The sequence below is a fragment of the Hansschlegelia quercus genome, assembly GCF_004310425.1.
GTDB lineage: Bacteria > Pseudomonadota > Alphaproteobacteria > Rhizobiales > Methylopilaceae > Methylopila > Methylopila quercus.
Genome location: NZ_SIUB01000006.1, coordinates 81,532 through 95,864 on the forward strand (window position 1 = coordinate 81,532; position 14,333 = coordinate 95,864).

Annotated in this window: 13 protein-coding genes and 1 pseudogene; 4 read left to right on the forward strand and 10 right to left on the reverse strand. The window is 67.2% G+C overall.

The genetic code is table 11. The annotated features are described in order from the left end of the window. Positions 1 to 321: 321 nt before the first annotated feature. The 9 genes and pseudogenes from EYR15_RS12715 to EYR15_RS12755 all read right to left on the reverse strand — a co-directional run bounded on the left by EYR15_RS12715 (position 322) and on the right by EYR15_RS12755 (position 9,987). Positions 322 to 1,353 carry a Gfo/Idh/MocA family protein gene (locus tag EYR15_RS12715; RefSeq protein ID WP_131003932.1) on the reverse strand — a complete coding sequence of 344 codons (1,032 nt, stop codon included), beginning with the start codon at positions 1,351 to 1,353 and terminating at the stop codon, positions 322 to 324. Further along, entirely contained in the window at positions 1,344 to 2,330 is a 987-nt protein-coding gene (locus tag EYR15_RS12720) for an MDR/zinc-dependent alcohol dehydrogenase-like family protein (protein WP_131003933.1), read from the reverse strand. Before EYR15_RS12720 ends, EYR15_RS12715 begins: the two co-directional genes overlap by 10 nt. A gap of 45 nt (positions 2,331 to 2,375) precedes the next feature. Further along, positions 2,376 to 3,392 (reverse strand): UDP-glucuronic acid decarboxylase family protein, encoded by a 1,017-nt coding sequence (locus EYR15_RS12725; RefSeq protein WP_131004049.1) that lies wholly within the window; start codon positions 3,390 to 3,392, stop codon positions 2,376 to 2,378. 45 nt (positions 3,393 to 3,437) lie between these two features. Next, positions 3,438 to 4,517: pseudogene (locus EYR15_RS12730) on the reverse strand (CgeB family protein); the annotation flags it as partial. Next, positions 4,514 to 5,605 carry a CgeB family protein gene (locus EYR15_RS12735; protein WP_131003934.1) on the reverse strand — a complete coding sequence of 364 codons (1,092 nt, stop codon included), beginning with the start codon at positions 5,603 to 5,605 and terminating at the stop codon, positions 4,514 to 4,516. The pseudogene EYR15_RS12730 and the gene EYR15_RS12735, both read right to left, overlap by 4 nt. Next, a complete protein-coding gene (locus EYR15_RS12740) occupies positions 5,602 to 6,723 on the reverse strand; it encodes a CgeB family protein (protein ID WP_131003935.1) in 1,122 nt (373 codons plus the stop codon). The genes EYR15_RS12735 and EYR15_RS12740 overlap by 4 nt, the downstream gene beginning before the upstream one ends. Further along, positions 6,720 to 7,790, reverse strand: a complete 1,071-nt coding sequence (locus EYR15_RS12745; protein ID WP_131003936.1) for a glycosyltransferase family 4 protein — start codon at positions 7,788 to 7,790, stop codon at positions 6,720 to 6,722. Before EYR15_RS12745 ends, EYR15_RS12740 begins: the two co-directional genes overlap by 4 nt. A 26-nt stretch (positions 7,791 to 7,816) precedes the next feature. Next, positions 7,817 to 8,878 (reverse strand): SDR family NAD(P)-dependent oxidoreductase, encoded by a 1,062-nt coding sequence (locus EYR15_RS12750; RefSeq protein ID WP_245498297.1) that lies wholly within the window; start codon positions 8,876 to 8,878, stop codon positions 7,817 to 7,819. Further along, complete coding sequence (locus EYR15_RS12755) at positions 8,875 to 9,987, reverse strand: NAD-dependent epimerase/dehydratase family protein (RefSeq protein WP_131003938.1); 1,113 nt, start codon at positions 9,985 to 9,987, stop codon at positions 8,875 to 8,877. Before EYR15_RS12755 ends, EYR15_RS12750 begins: the two co-directional genes overlap by 4 nt. A 233-nt stretch (positions 9,988 to 10,220) precedes the next feature. Here EYR15_RS12755 and EYR15_RS12760 point away from each other — a divergent pair, with 233 nt between their 5' ends. The 4 genes from EYR15_RS12760 to EYR15_RS12775 are packed head-to-tail and all read left to right on the forward strand — an operon-like array spanning position 10,221 to position 13,690. After that, positions 10,221 to 11,321, forward strand: coding sequence for an inositol-3-phosphate synthase (locus tag EYR15_RS12760; RefSeq protein WP_131003939.1), 1,101 nt, complete (start codon positions 10,221 to 10,223; stop codon positions 11,319 to 11,321). Beyond that, positions 11,318 to 11,920: a histidine phosphatase family protein gene (locus EYR15_RS12765; RefSeq protein ID WP_245498298.1), complete on the forward strand. Its 603-nt coding sequence runs from the start codon at positions 11,318 to 11,320 to the stop codon at positions 11,918 to 11,920. The genes EYR15_RS12760 and EYR15_RS12765 overlap by 4 nt, the downstream gene beginning before the upstream one ends. Next, on the forward strand, positions 11,913 to 12,686 hold the full coding sequence (locus tag EYR15_RS12770; RefSeq protein WP_131003940.1) for a TIGR04290 family methyltransferase: 774 nt from the start codon (positions 11,913 to 11,915) through the stop codon (positions 12,684 to 12,686). The genes EYR15_RS12765 and EYR15_RS12770 overlap by 8 nt, the downstream gene beginning before the upstream one ends. Then, on the forward strand, positions 12,683 to 13,690 hold the full coding sequence (locus EYR15_RS12775; RefSeq protein WP_245498299.1) for a beta-xylosidase: 1,008 nt from the start codon (positions 12,683 to 12,685) through the stop codon (positions 13,688 to 13,690). The genes EYR15_RS12770 and EYR15_RS12775 overlap by 4 nt, the downstream gene beginning before the upstream one ends. Before the next feature lie 11 nt (positions 13,691 to 13,701). On the opposite strand, the gene EYR15_RS12780 is transcribed toward EYR15_RS12775, so the two are convergent. Further along, on the reverse strand, positions 13,702 to 14,274 hold the full coding sequence (locus EYR15_RS12780; protein WP_131003941.1) for an NUDIX domain-containing protein: 573 nt from the start codon (positions 14,272 to 14,274) through the stop codon (positions 13,702 to 13,704). Positions 14,275 to 14,333: the final 59 nt, after the last annotated feature.

A 14,333-nucleotide genomic window follows, 5' to 3' on the forward strand; every position in this document is an offset into this window, starting at 1 on the left:
CACGGGAAGGCCGAGCAGCGTCATGGCTGTCGCCTCACAGCCGCTCGCAGCCGAACGTATAGGCGCCGAGCGCCGCGAAGCCGGCGAGGCCGCCGGCCAGCATCATGAGATCGATCATCGTCAGGCTCCGCCCGCGCCGGAGTTGGCGCGTCGGCGTTAGATGCGGCGGAGCGACGTTGTGAATGAAGAGGGCGCTGCGGCCGCGGGCGTTAAGAACGCGTTGGCGCGACGACCGATCGAGTAGATTTCCGCCTCGTCCGGAACGCGACTCGCCTGCAAAAGCCGGGGAACAGCAGTCCTACGAGCGGGCTCTCGGGCGGGCTAGGCGTAGATGCGGTCGAGCGCCTGCGCCACCCTTGCGAGCGCCGCGACGGAAGGATCGAACCGCTCGCCCGCTGCAAGTCGCACGGCAAAATCGGCGGCGGCGCGGACGTTCCAGGCGTCTGGCGGCGAGGCGAGTTCGCTCCGCGACGTGCCGCTGAACCGCTCGGCCACAAAATCGTAGAATGATCCCCCGACGTTGCGCATCTCGGCCCCGCCTTGCGTTCCGTAGAACGAGGCGGAGATCACCGCGTCCTGTCCCGCCTGGAGCCGCCACGAACAGGCGAGCCGCACGACCGTTCCGGATTTCAGGACGAGCGTCGCGACCGCATAGTCTTCTGTCCGGTCGAGCGGCGCGGAGAGCGCCTCTCCCCCCGCAGAGAGGTGCGAGACGACCTCGGCGACCTCGTCGCCTTCCAGCATCCAAAAAGCGAGATCGACGAGATGGACCCCAAGATCCATCACGCAGCCGCCGCCCGACAGCGCTCGGTCATAGAACCACGGCTTGTCCGGGCCATAGGCGTTGTGAAACACGAGATCGACGGCGTGCACCCGGCCAAGGTCGCCGGACCGGATCAGGTCGCGGATGCGACGCGCACTTTCGGTGAAGCGGTAGGACAGATCGACGGCGAGCAGTCGATCCGCTTGCCGCGCCGCCTCGATGACGGCGCGCACTTCCGCCTCGCTGCGCCCCAGCGGCTTCTGGCAGAACACCGCGACGCCACGCTCAAGAGCGCGGATCGACTGTTCGGCGTGGGCTGCGCTCGGCGTGGCGATCACCACCGCGTCGAGACCGAGGTCAAGCAGGGCGTCGAATGAGGCCGACCTTGTCGCCTGTGGCGCGAGCTTCGCCGCCTCGGCCGCCGCGTCGTTAAACGGATCGACATAGGCGGCGGCCTCGATCGCCCCCGTCGCAAGCATCGCCTCCATGCGGTGGCGGCCGATCCAGCCCACGCCGAGAAAGCCGACGCGGGGACGCGCGCTTGTCTTATCGGCCGCGCCGCTTTTCAGCGCCTCGTCGCTCACGCGCATGTCACCAGCGCCTTCAGAAAGCCGTCGGGCCTGTCGCGAGTCGCCGTCAGCGCCTCATCCAGACGGTCGAGCGGGAAGACATGCGTGTAGAGCGGCGTCGGGTCTAACCGCCCGGACGCCACCGCCTCGACAGCCTCGCGCACGCCGCGCGCATAGACCGCCGCGTCACGCTCATGGGCGTTGATGACGTCCAGACCGCGCCAGTTCCAGAGCTGCATGTTGATCTGGCGCGGGCCGTCCTGGTGGTAGCCGGCGATGATCAGCCGCCCTCGCTCGCGGGTCAGTTCGGCGGCGAGATCGAGCGGCCACTGCTTGCCGACCGCCTCGATGACCCGGTCGCAAAACGCGCCGCCGGTCAGATCGCGCACCCGCTCGATGATCTCGTAATGGTCGACCATCGGGATCGTCTCGGCGGCGCCCATCTTACGCGCGACCTCCAGCGAGAACTCACGGCGCGAGATCGCGATCACGCGTGCGCCGGCGTCGGCCGCCAGCCGCGTCAGGATCGCGCCGAGAAACCCGATGCCGACGATCGCGACCGTCTGCCCGGCCTCAATCTCGCTGCGTCGGAAGATGTTCATCGCGCAGCCGAGCGGCTCGCCAGGAAACGGTTGGCCTTGAAGCGCGTCCGGAAGCAGGACGACCTGATCCGGGGTCGCGAGGTCGTACTCGGCGTAGGCGTTGTGCGAAAGCGCGGCGACGCGCGCGCCAACCGGCAAGCCGGTGACGCCTTCGCCGACCGCGTCGATCACGCCCCAGCCCTCATGGCCGAGGCCGCCCGGCGCGGTTGGAAACTGCATCCACTCCGGTCCCGACCATGGGGTCAGGTTGGACGCGCAGACGCCGCAGCCCTGCAGGCGCACGCGAACCTGGCCCGCCTGCGGCTCCGGCCGCTCGACCGCTTGGACCGTCGACCGATGCGGCCCGACGACCACGGCCGCCCGCATCGTCCCGCCTGACGCGAGAACGTCGCCCATTCCTGAACCTCCTGAAACGCCCGTCTGAACCTCGAACGCGGCGCGTTACGCCACCGCCGCCGGCTCTGCGGCAGGCTTAGGGATCGATGCCGCGCCGTCGGCGCGACCGTCGAACCAGTTCATGGTGGCGGTAAGACCCTGCTCGAGCGTCGTGATCGGCCGCCAGCCCAGCACAGTCTGGGCCTTGGCGATGTCCGGCCTGCGGCGCTTCGGATCGTCCACCGGAAGGTCCATGCGCTTCACCCGCGAGGTCGAGCCGGTGATCTTCAGCACAACCTCGACCAGCTCGTTCACAGTCATCTCCGCGGGATTGCCGAGGTTGATGGGTCCTGGTTCCGGACCGTCGTGCTCCATCAAGGCAATCAGCCCGTCGATCATGTCATCGACGTAGCAAAAGGATCGGGTCTGACTGCCGTCGCCGAACACGGTGATGTCGTCGCCGGCGAGCGCCTGGCTCACCACGCTGGAGACCACGCGACCATCGGCGGCGGAGAGCCGGGGCCCATAGGTGTTGAAGATTCGCGCAACGCGGACCTCGCCACGGCCGGCGCGAGAGAAGTCGAATGTCAGCGTCTCAGCGCAGCGCTTGCCTTCGTCATAGCAGGCGCGCGGGCCGGTCGAGTTCACGTGGCCCCAATAAGTTTCGGGCTGGGGGTGGACGTGCGGATCGCCGTAGATCTCGCTCGTCGAGCTCAGCAGGAAGCGCGCCCCGGTCTTTTCGGCCAGATCCAGCAGGTGCTTGGTGCCCAGCACGCTCGTGAGCAGCGTGTGCTCCGGGTCGGCCTGGTAGAGCGGCGGCGAGGCCGGGCAGGCGAGATTGTAGATCCGGTCGAAGGCGCGGCTGGTGATGCGCGCCGGGAGCGGCTCGACGATGTCAGCCTCGATGAACTCAAAATTCGGCCGCCGGAGCGCCTGCCTGAGGTTGTCCATGCTTCCGGTGAGCAGATTGTCGACGCACAACACCCGCGCGCCGGAATCAAGCAGGCGATCGCAGAGATGGGAGCCTAGGAATCCGGCGCCGCCGGCTACGAGAATCCGGCGCTTCGTCGTCTGATCAAGCATCATCGGCTCCCTTGTTCCTGAGGTCTTCAAATCCGGCGTCATCAATGGCGCGGTTCGCCGTCGCGCGGCCGCGCGCAGCTCCCGCTCAAGCGTCTCGGCGCGATGGGTTGGCGTGTGAGCCGTAAGCACGCGCCTGCGGCCGCCCTGCCCGATCGCGTCGCGCTCGGCCTCAGGGAGGTCAAGCGCCGCGAGGACATCGTCGGTCGAGGTCGCGGTCAGGATCTCCTGGCCAAGCCCAAAGACGGTATCGAGGCCGTCCCACACATCCGAGATGATCGGCGTGGCGCACGCGGCCGCCTCGAACAGGCGGATGCTCGGGCTGAATCCCGCGGCCACCATGTCGGCGCGCGTGACGTTCAGGGTGAAGCGGCTCGCGGCGTAGAAGGCGGGATGGTCGGCCGGAGCGACATGCTCCAGCCGCTCCACGTTCGCGGGCCAAGCGATATCGGCGGGGTATTGCGGCCCGGCGACCGCAAACTTCAGGTGAGGCGCGCGGCGCGCCGCCTCGATCAGAAGCCGCTCGAGCACGGGCTGCCGGTCGTCGCTGTATGTGCCAAGATAGGACAAGTCCCAGCGGCGCGGCGCTTCGAGCGGGCGATAGATGTCGGGATCGGCGGAGCAATAAAGCGCGCGGGCGGCCGGCGATCCGAAGATCCGCTCCAGCCGGTCGAGGGTCGGGCCGCCGGTGAAGGAGAAATAGAGGTCAAAATCGGCAATGGCGTCCGCCGCGAGATACTCCTCATCGCCGCGGCCGAGCTTGGCGAGCGTCACCGGGGTGTCGATGTCGTAGAACGCGACCGGCCCAACGGCCGTCTCCCGCGCCCAGCGACCGACGGCGACGCCTTCCGGCACATAGGACCCGACGATCACCGCGTCGGCCCCCCTCACCTCCTCCGCCCAGCGTTCGAGGCCGGCGAGATCATCGTAGAAGGCGAGCCGGCAATAGTCGGGGTCGGTCAGATCGCGGTGGGCGGCGTACCAGGTCGCGTTCCGCTCCAGGAACAGGACGTCATGCCCCCGAGCGGCCAAGGCCTTGAGCAGCGCCCGATAGGTCGTGGCGTGTCCGTTTCCCCATGACGAGGAGAGGCTGAGGCCGAGGATGACGAGCTTCAAGGAGCCGCTCATGCGCTCTTCCTTTCGGACCGCCATGCGCCTTCGCTGCGCAGGAGCGCATCGACCTCAAGCGCCCGGCGCTCGTAGGTATGCCCTGCGAGGATGCGCAGCCGGGCCGCCTCGCCGATGGTCGCGGCGCGCTCGGGCGTCAGCGCGGCGAGATGCTCCGCGACGTCTTTTCCGTCGCGCGCGACCAGCACTTCGCTATCGGGCTCGAGGAACATCTCGATGCCTTCCCAGAAATCGGTGATCAGGCAGGCCCCGGCGCCCGCCGCCTCGAATACGCGGGTCGCGGGCGAGAAGCCGATCTCCGCCATGCTGTCGCGCGCGACGTTCAGCACGGCGAGCGGCGAGCAATTGAAGGCGTTGTGGTCGCGGGTGCCGACATGGCCGATCGCGGTCACGTTCGGGGCCATGTGCTTGTCGTGCCACCCGCTGCCGCCGAGCAGGAATCGGCGGTCCGGCAGCCCCGCGGCAGGCTCGAGGAAGAAACGCTCGATCCGGCTTTCGCGGTCCGGCAGACGGTTGGCGAGCAGCGCGAGGTCGGCTGTGAAGCGCGGTTCAGCAGGAACGGGATGGTGCGTCGTGGGGTCGAGCGCGTTGTAGATCGGCCGGCAGACCGGCGCGCCCATCGCTTCATAGGCCGCTACGACAGGGGGGCCGCCGCCATAGGTGAAGACGAAGTCGAGGTTCGGCAGCGCCTTCTTCAACGGCATCTCAGGATTGAGCCGCATCTCGGCGAGCGTTGCGGGCGCGTCGACGTCCCAAAAGATCCGCAGCGCGCCCGGCCGCGCCAGATCGAACACGCCCAGCAGCTCGTCGTCGAACACGCCGACGCCGCTCGCCTTGACGACGACGTCCGCCTCCGCGGCGCGCGCCATCACCTTGCGGCAGGCCTCGGGCGTGGCGTCATAGACGACGACCTCCGCCCAATCCGGCGGATCGATGTCGCGGTTCTTCTGACGGTCGAAGGCGTCGGGTTCGTAGAAGACGACCTTCCAGCCGAGCTTCGCCAACTCGCCGAGCATGCCGCGATAGTAGGTCGCGGCGCCGTTCCAGTACGAGGACAGCAGGCTCGAACCGTAGAAGGCGATCTTCATCGAGCGGACTCCATTTCCGCGACGGAAGCAGTCGAGGCGCGGAGTTGCGCCACATGGGCGAGAAGCTCGTCGGCGCGATGGCCGCAGGTATGCCGGGCGAGGATCGTCTGCAGCCCGTTCGCGACGAGCGAGCGCCGGAGCTCCGGATCGTCTCGCAGGGCTGCGAGATGCGTCGCCATCGCCGCGCCGTCATTCGCCACAAGGAAGTCCTCGCCGGGACGGAACAGGTTCTCGCTGTCGCTCCAGGGCGCGGAGACCAGCGGGATGCCGCAGGCGAGCGCCTCGAACACGCGGATCGTCGGAATGCCTGGAAGCCGCTCGACGTAGAACCGCCGCGGGACATGCGCGGTCGCAAGATGCAGCGCGAAAACTTCGGGCGCCCGAGCATTGGCGAGCCATCCGCGATAACGCGCGCCATAGCGTTTCAGGAGCGCCAGCGCCTCCGGCGGATAACGGACGCCGTGAATGTCGAGCGTCAGCTCGACCGCCTCGGCCGGCTTGAACAGGAAGGCCTCGAGCTCCTGCGTGCGCTCGCCATCGCCCCAGTTGCCAATCCAGACCAGTCCCTCGCGCGGCCCTTCCTCGGCCGGCGGATGAAACAGCCTCACGTCGGCCGCCTCGTGCCAGACGAACACGCGGCCGCCCCAACCCCAGCCGCGATAGACCTCGGCCAGCGTCTCTCCGAAGGCGAGCACGCCGTCATAGTCGGAGAGGTCGAAGACGCTGATCGCGTCCGGATCGCTCACCGCACGATGATGCGTGTCGTGGAAGAGCAGTGTGAAAGGCCGACGCCGCCGCTGACGCCCGATCGCGGCGACGAGATCCGGTTCGTTCCACTCGTGGACGATGACGAGGTCGGCGCCGTCGCACGCTTCCGCGGGATCGAACGCCTCGCCATAGGTCTTCGACGAAAGCTCGGGATAAGCGGCGCGCCAAGGCTCCAGCGCTGCCTCGCCGTGATCGGTCAAGAGGTTGGTGAGGCTCCAGGCGCCCTCGGGCTCGTAGATGGCCACCTCGTGCCCGCGCGCGATCAATTCTCGCAAAACGCCGCGCAGGAAATGCGCGTTGCCGTGGTTCCAGCACGAAGCGAGCGAATGGGTGAAATAGACGATCTTCACGCCGCGCTCTGTCCGAGAGCGCGCGACAGGGCTTGGGCGTAGACGCCGAGCGTGCCCCCGGTCATGGCGTCGAGGGTGAAGCGGGCGGCGCGCGCCTCAGCAAGCGCGCCGAGCCGTTCGCGTTCGCTCCGATCGTCCAGCACGCCATCGAGCGTCGCGGCGACGGCCGCAGGATCGCGCGGATCGACGAACAATGCGGTGCCGGCCCACAGCTCTCGAAACGTCGGGATGTCCGCCAACACCAGCGCACAGCCGGCCTGCGCGGCCTCGAGCACGCTGAGCCCGAACGGCTCGTAGAGCGCAAGCGAGACGAATGCTCCCGCTTCGCCAAGCCGTCGCGCCATGTCTTCGGAATCGAGCGGTCCGAGCGAGACCACCGCGCTCGTCGCTGCGCGCTCGCCGTTCGGTCCTTCTAGCGGCCCTGCGGCCTCGACCGTCCCGCGCATCATGCTCGCGGCCGCATCCAGCGCCGCAAGATTCTTGGCGGGATCCCACAGGCGACCGGCCGTCAGCGCGAATGGCCGCTCGCTCGACTGCGGCGCCGGGACGCGCGGGGCCCGGCCGTTATGCACAGCGACCGACGCGACGCCGTACTGCGCCGCTGTCGCCTCGGCGAAGGCGTCGCTCGGCGCGATCAGCGCAGAACACGCCTCATAGCCGCGCCTCAGCCGCTCGGTCCGCTCATTGAAGGACGCCGGCATCTCGCCCCCGCGCATCGCGGCCCACCACGTCGCGAGACAGGAATGACAGACCCCGACGACTGGCGCAGTGAAGCCGGACGCCGCGAAGATCGGACTGTTGAGATGGACGAGGTCCGCGCCGGACCGATTGGCGAGGTCCGTGAGCGCAGCCCCCGCATTGTCTATCCGGCGTGCGTCCTCCTCCAGCCAATCGAGCGGCAGCGCTGTGTCGATGAGCTCGGCCCCCACGGCGCTGACCTGGCGCCGCTGCGCATCGCTCGGCGAGGGGCCGAGCGCCGCAAGCGTCACGCGCACGCCGCGCTCCGCCAGTCCTGCGGCGAGGTCGACGGCGTAGGTCCAGACGCCGCCAATGGCGTCCGTCGTCATGAAGACGTGGCCGGGCGCCGCTCGCGTCACAGGGACGCCACCTCCAGCGGCTTCGGCGCGGCTGCGCCTTCGGAGCGGAGCCAGTTCGCGAGCTCGGCAACGCCTTCGCGCCACGCGACCGGAGCCGCGAGACCAAGAGCGCCGCGCGCCTTCGCAGCGTCCGCCACGAAGTAGCGCTGATCCCCGGCGCGCCAATCGTGGAACTCAAGGTCGACACGGCGGCCGATCAGATCCTCGATATGAGCGACGAGGCGGCGCAGACTGACCGCGTTGCTCGCCCCGCCGCCGAGGTTGAAGGCCTGACCCGAGACCGCTTCGATGTTGCGCCAAGCTGAGAGATAGGCCTCCACGGCGTCGCCGACGAACAGCACGTCACGCACCTGGCGGCCGTCGCCGAAGATGCTGATCGTCTCGCCTTTCAGCGCGCGGATGAGGAAATGGGCGACCCAGCCCTGATCCTCGGTCCCCATTTGGCGCGGGCCATAGATGCAGCTCATGCGCATTACGCAGGTCGGAACGCCGAAGCTGCGAGAATAGTCGAGCACATATTGGTCCGCGCCGCCCTTGGAGCAGCCATAGGGCGTGTGAAAATCGAGCGGCCGGGCCTCGCCGATCCCCGAAGAGCGGATTGTGCGATCGACTGGCAGATAGGCCTCGTCCACGAGTTCGAGATCGATGTCGGCAAGGTCGCCATAGACCTTGTTCGTGCTCGCGAAGATCACCGGAACACGGCGATCGCGAGCGATCTCGAGGATGTTGAGCGTGCCTTTGAGGTTGACCTCGAAATCCTCCACAGGGTCCTCCAAGCTGCTCGTGACAGCGACCTGTCCGGCGAGATGGAACACCACCTGGGCCTCGCGGGCGGCCTCCGCCACGACGCGCCGGTCGCGGATGTCGCCGACCAGGCGCTCGATGCGATCTCCATAGCGACTTTCGAGCCATGCGAGGTTCCGCTCGACGCCGGGCCGCGCCAGCGAGTCCAGAACGACGACGCGCATCCCGTCGCGCGCCAGCCGATCCGCCAGATTGCTGCCGATGAAGCCGGCGCCGCCCGTGACGAGCGCGCAGCCTGTCGCGGAGTCGCTCACGCCACCAGTCCCCGCATTTCCAGCTCGCGGCGCGCGTCCGCGACGCGATCCTGGGATTCCTGCCGCGCCACCCATTCCGCGAGCTCTTCCAGCCCTGAGGCGAAGTCCTGCTTCGCCTCGTAGCCGAGCACGTCGCGCGCTTTTGTAAGGTCGGGAATGTTGTGGCGGATGTCACCCGCCCTCGCCTGCTGGGTGATTTCAGGCGCGATGTCGGCGCGCCCCATCGAAGCGGCCTGCAGAAGTGCGACCTCTTCGACGTTCCGGTCCTCGCCGGAGCCGATGTTGAAGACCTCGCCGTTCGCCTCGGGCTTCTGGAGCGCCAGCAGGAAGGCGCGCGTGACGTCCGAGACGTGGACGAAGTCGCGGCGCTGCTTACCGTCCTCGAACACCATCGGAGACTGGCCGTTCATGATCCGCGAGGCGAAGATCGCGAGCACGCCGGTATAGGGATTGGAGAGCGCCTGCCCTGGGCCGTAGATGTTCCAGAGCCTCAGCGCCGCGCCTTCCATGCCGTATTGCGATGTCAGGGTGAGCGTTAGCCGCTCCTGCACGAATTTGTTGATGGCGTAGACGCTCTTGAGCGCAGGCTGCTTGGTCTCCGGGGTCGGGATTGGAACCAGAGGCCGGCCCGCTTTGTCGAGCGGATCCCACGACCCGTCTGCATTGCGGGGGCCACGGACCACGTCCTGCATCAGTTCGCCGTCCGCCGTGCGGTAGAGCCCCTCGCCGTAGATGCTCATCGAGGAGGCGATCACGACGCGGCGCACGGGATGCTCCAGCAATTGCTGGAACAGCACCGCGGTGCCGTAGTCATTGACCGAGGTATAGCGATCGATGGCGTACATGCTCTGGCCGACCCCGACCTCGGCTGCGAGGTGGATCACCGCGTCCGCGCCTGTCACCGCGCGCCGGACCACGTCGCCGTCCCGGATGTCGCCGACGATCAGCTCGACGTCCTCATCGAGCTCCGACGGGCGGGAGCGCGTCGGGTGCACCTGCTCGATCAGGCTGTCGAGAGCACGGACGCGATGGCCGTCCCGCAGCAGGGCTTTTGCGACATGGCGGCCGACGAAGCCTGCGCCTCCGGTGATGAGGATAGTTTCGGTCATAAGACCCCCGTCTTTATTTTTGCTCGCGGCGAAGATTTGCTGTTCGTCGGCCGCTGAGGCTAACTCCGATCACGGCATGTATGTTCCGGAAGAAGATGAAGATGATGCTCCGCCCCACACGGATTCCATTCCTCAAGGGGCGATGTAGTTCCTGGAAACCGGCTCGCCAGCTTCTACTTACCTCCGGGCGTCGCTGAGCTCCAGTCTATGGGGCGGCCATCGAAAGGTTTTGTATGTCCAGGAAGCGTCTTCGCGTCGGCGTCGTCGGAGTTGGCAACTGCGCCTCGTCATTCATACAAGGCCTTAGCCACTACGCGACCGCGCCCGCGAACGAGCCGCCTCCCGGCCTCATGAACGTCGAGCTCGGCGGCTACCACATCGGCGACATGGAGATCTCCGCCGCGTTCGACATCCATGCCGGCAAGGTCGGGCGCGACATCTCCGAGGCGATCTTCGTCGAACCGAACAACACCATCCGCTTCGCAGCCCCTCCCCTATCCGGAAGCCGCGTGTTGCGCGGGCCGACGCTCGACGGCATCGGCAAGTACATGGCGGGGGACATCGAGGAGTCGCCCGAACCTCCGGTCGACGTCGCCGCGACCTTGCAGGCGACGCAGACCGACGTGCTGGTGTCCTACCTGCCGGTCGGCTCCCAGAAGGCGACCGAGCATTACGCCGAGCAGGCGCTCGCCGCCGGATGCGCGTTCGTCAACTGCATCCCCGTGTTCATCGCGTCAGATCCCGCGTGGGCGAAGCGCTTCGAAGAGCGTGGCCTGCCGATCGTCGGCGACGACATCAAGAGCCAGGTCGGCGCGACCATCGTGCATCGCGTGCTCGCCAACTTGATGCGCGAGCGGGGCGTCAGGCTGGACCGGACGTATCAGTTGAACTTCGGCGGCAATTCCGACTTCAAGAACATGCTCGAGCGCGAGCGTCTCGACTCCAAGAAGATTTCGAAGACCCGCGCGGTGACGAGCCAGCTCGACCGTCCGCTCGATCCGGACGACGTCCATGTCGGCCCGAGCGACTTCGTGCCCTGGCTGACCGACCGCAAATGGGCGCACATTCGGCTGGAAGGCACGACCTTCGGCGACGTTCCCCTCAACATCGAGCTCAAGCTCGAAGTCTGGGACAGCCCGAACAGCGCTGGCGTGGTGATCGACGCGGTACGTTGCGCGAAACTCGCGCTCGACCGCGGCGTCGGCGGACCTTTGATCGGTCCGTCGAGCTATTTCATGAAGTCCCCGCCCCAGCAGTTCGACGATTCCGAAGCGCATGACCGCACCGCGCGCTTCATCGCCGGGCTGGATCAGCCTTCATCACGGCCGTCGTGATCGGAGCGACCATTCATCTGGTCCGTCACGGGACCCACGATCTCGTCGCGAAGACGCTCTGCGGTCGGCGCGAAGGCGTCGGCCTCGGCGAGGCCGGGCGGAGCGAGGCGCGCGCCGTCGCGAAACGGCTCGCGGGCGCTTCGCTGACGGCTGTCTATTCCAGTCCCCTCGAGCGGACGCAGGAGACCGCCGCGATCATCGGTGAGGCTTGCGCCCTTCCTGTCATCGTGGAAGACGCGCTCATCGAGATCGACTTCGGCGCCTGGGCCGGGCTGACATTCTCCGAGCTCGATCAAGATCCGTCATGGCGCGAATGGAACGCGGATCGCGGACGCGCCGCCGTCCCCGGCGGCGAAAGCATGGCGCATGCGCAATTGCGCGTCGCGACATGGCTGCGGACGATCGGCCAGCGTCATGCGGGCGAGTCCGTGGCGGCGGTGAGCCACGGCGACGTCATCAAGTCGGGCGTGGCTCACATACTCGGGCTACCGCTGCACTTCTACGACCGTTTCGACATCGCTCCGGGATCGATCACCACGCTGCATATCGGCGGCGAGGGGATGAAGGTCTCGGCTCTCAATGAGGTTGCGCATGAATGATCTTAGTCAGGATCGGATCAGGGCCAGGGTCGAGGCGCTGGGCGACTGGTTCCACAACATGGACCTCAAGGGCGTGCCGACCGCCCCGAACCATTTTCTGCACGATTACCCCCGCAACAAGTTCAGCCGCTTCTCGCACGCTCTCCCGGACGATCTGGGCGGCAAGAGCGTGCTAGACATCGGCTGCAACGCCGGCTTCTACTCGCTGGAGATGAAGCGGCGCGGCGCCGACCGGGTGCTCGGTCTCGATTCCGACGATCGCTATCTCGCCCAAGCGCGCCTAGCCGCCGAAGTGCTCGAGGCCGACATCGAGTTCCGCAAGCTCAGCGTGTACGACCTCGGCGCGCTCGGCGAGCGCTTCGACCTCGTGCTGTTCATGGGGGTGTTCTACCATCTGCGCCACCCGCTGCTGGCGCTCGATCTGATCTACGACAACGTCGCCCGCGACCTTCTGGTGTTCCAGACGATGCAGCGCGGCAGCGAGGAGGTTCACCCCGTTCAGGCGGATTACGACTTCTTCCAAGCGGAGCATTTCGACGAGCCGGGCTATCCGAAGATGCACTTTATCGAGCACGAATATTCCGGTGACTGGACCAATTGGTGGACGCCGAACGCCGCCTGCTCGCAGGCCATGCTGCGGAGCGCCGGGTTCGAGATCCTCGAGCGGCCCGAAGCGGAGGTTTATATCTGCCGGCGCGGCGTTCGGCCGAAGGATGACGGCGCCGTCTACCCCGCCTCGCCGAAGAACGGAGCTCGTCCAGGATGATCGAAGCCGTCAAGATCTGGAACGAGCCGAACAACAAGTCGCATTGGGACCCGCTTATCGACCCGGAATGGGATCTGTTCGCCGGGATGACGCGGCTCGCGGGTCAGGCGATACGCGCGGAGAACTCCGGCCTGACGCGCGTGCTGGGGGGCATGTCTCCCATCGATCCGTCCTTCATCCACCGGTTGGAGCTGAAGGGCGCTCTGGACGAGGTCGACGTGATCGCGGTTCACGGCTTTCCGCTCGACTGGAACCTTTGGCAGATCGACGAGTGGCCCGCCAAGATCCAGGAGATCCGGGCGGTGACGACCAAGCCGGTCTGGGTCACCGAGGTCGGCGTGTCCTCGTTCGGTTCCGAGGAGGTCCAGGCTTGGGGCGTGAAGAAGACCGCCGAGCTTCTGATCGGGCGCGCCCCGCGCATCCACTGGTACAGTCTGTACGACCTTCCCATGGCCTGGGGCGCCACGACCCGGCACAGAGAGGCGGAAGGCTCGTCCTACTACCGGCACTTCCACATGGGTCTGCTACGGGAGGACGGCTCGCCAAAGCCCGGCGTCGAGGTCTACGGCCAGTACGCCGCCTCCATGGGGTTGTGCCAGTGGTTCCATTTCGAAGACCACCGCCTGGACGAGGCCGTCGCCTGGATGCGCCGGCTCGGCGTGCGCCACTTGAGGACGGGTTTGTCCTGGGCCGACAGCTTCCGCCCCGGCGCGCTCGAATGGTTCGACCGTCAGATGGAGGCGCTGGCGGAGTTCGAGACCACCGTCACGTTCTGCTTTACCCCCGAGCACCGCGGGATAGAGCCGCATCATACCAGCGCTCCTCAGGTCCCTGAAGAGTTCGCCGAGTTTTGCGCAGCGATGGTCCGCCGCTACGCTCCCCCGACGTCCGTTGGGACGGTCGCGGCGGCATCCCCCGCGCTTTTCACGTCGGCGCCGAGCGCGCGCCCCGTGCTGAAGGAGGGATCAGCGTCCGAAGTGCAGGCGGCGGCGCTGGGCGAATGAGGACGTCGCCTTCAGGCGCCTGACCGGAGCAGCGCAGGCAGCGCGCGGTGGACGTATTCGGGCGATTCCGCCGTGAGCTCCTCGGCGGAACGCACAAAGATGATGCGGTCCAGCTCCGGCGTCGGATCGAGGCCTAAATGGGCTTCGACGCGGCGCTTCAGTTCGGCCTCGGTCAGATCCGTGTCGTAGCGGCGAACATAAGCCACGACTTTGGGCGCGAAGATCGCGAAGGCATGAGGAGAGGCCAGGACCTCGGGTTCGGTAAGGCCAGTCTCCTCCTCAAGCTCTCGGGAGATCGAATACTCGAGGTCGACCCGGCCGTCGCGAATGTCCGAAAGATCGGGCGTGCCGCAGGGGAAGTAGATCTTGCCGGCGGCGGCCGTATGAGGCGCCATTCTGCCGAGCAGCACGCCTCCGTCCGCGCTGACCACGGCGGCCGCGCCGAACACATTGCGGAAATCCGACCGCGTCCCCTTCTCACGCCACCAGTTGAAGGCCGAGAACGCGACCTCGGCGTAGCGCGCGGTAAGCGTTTCGTCTGTGATCGCAGCTTCGACGCCAAGCAGGACTCGACCATCGAACATCGCGGGCTTTGCTTGCAGCGCCGCCTTCCAGTGGGCGGCGATCTCAGCTTCATCCGCCG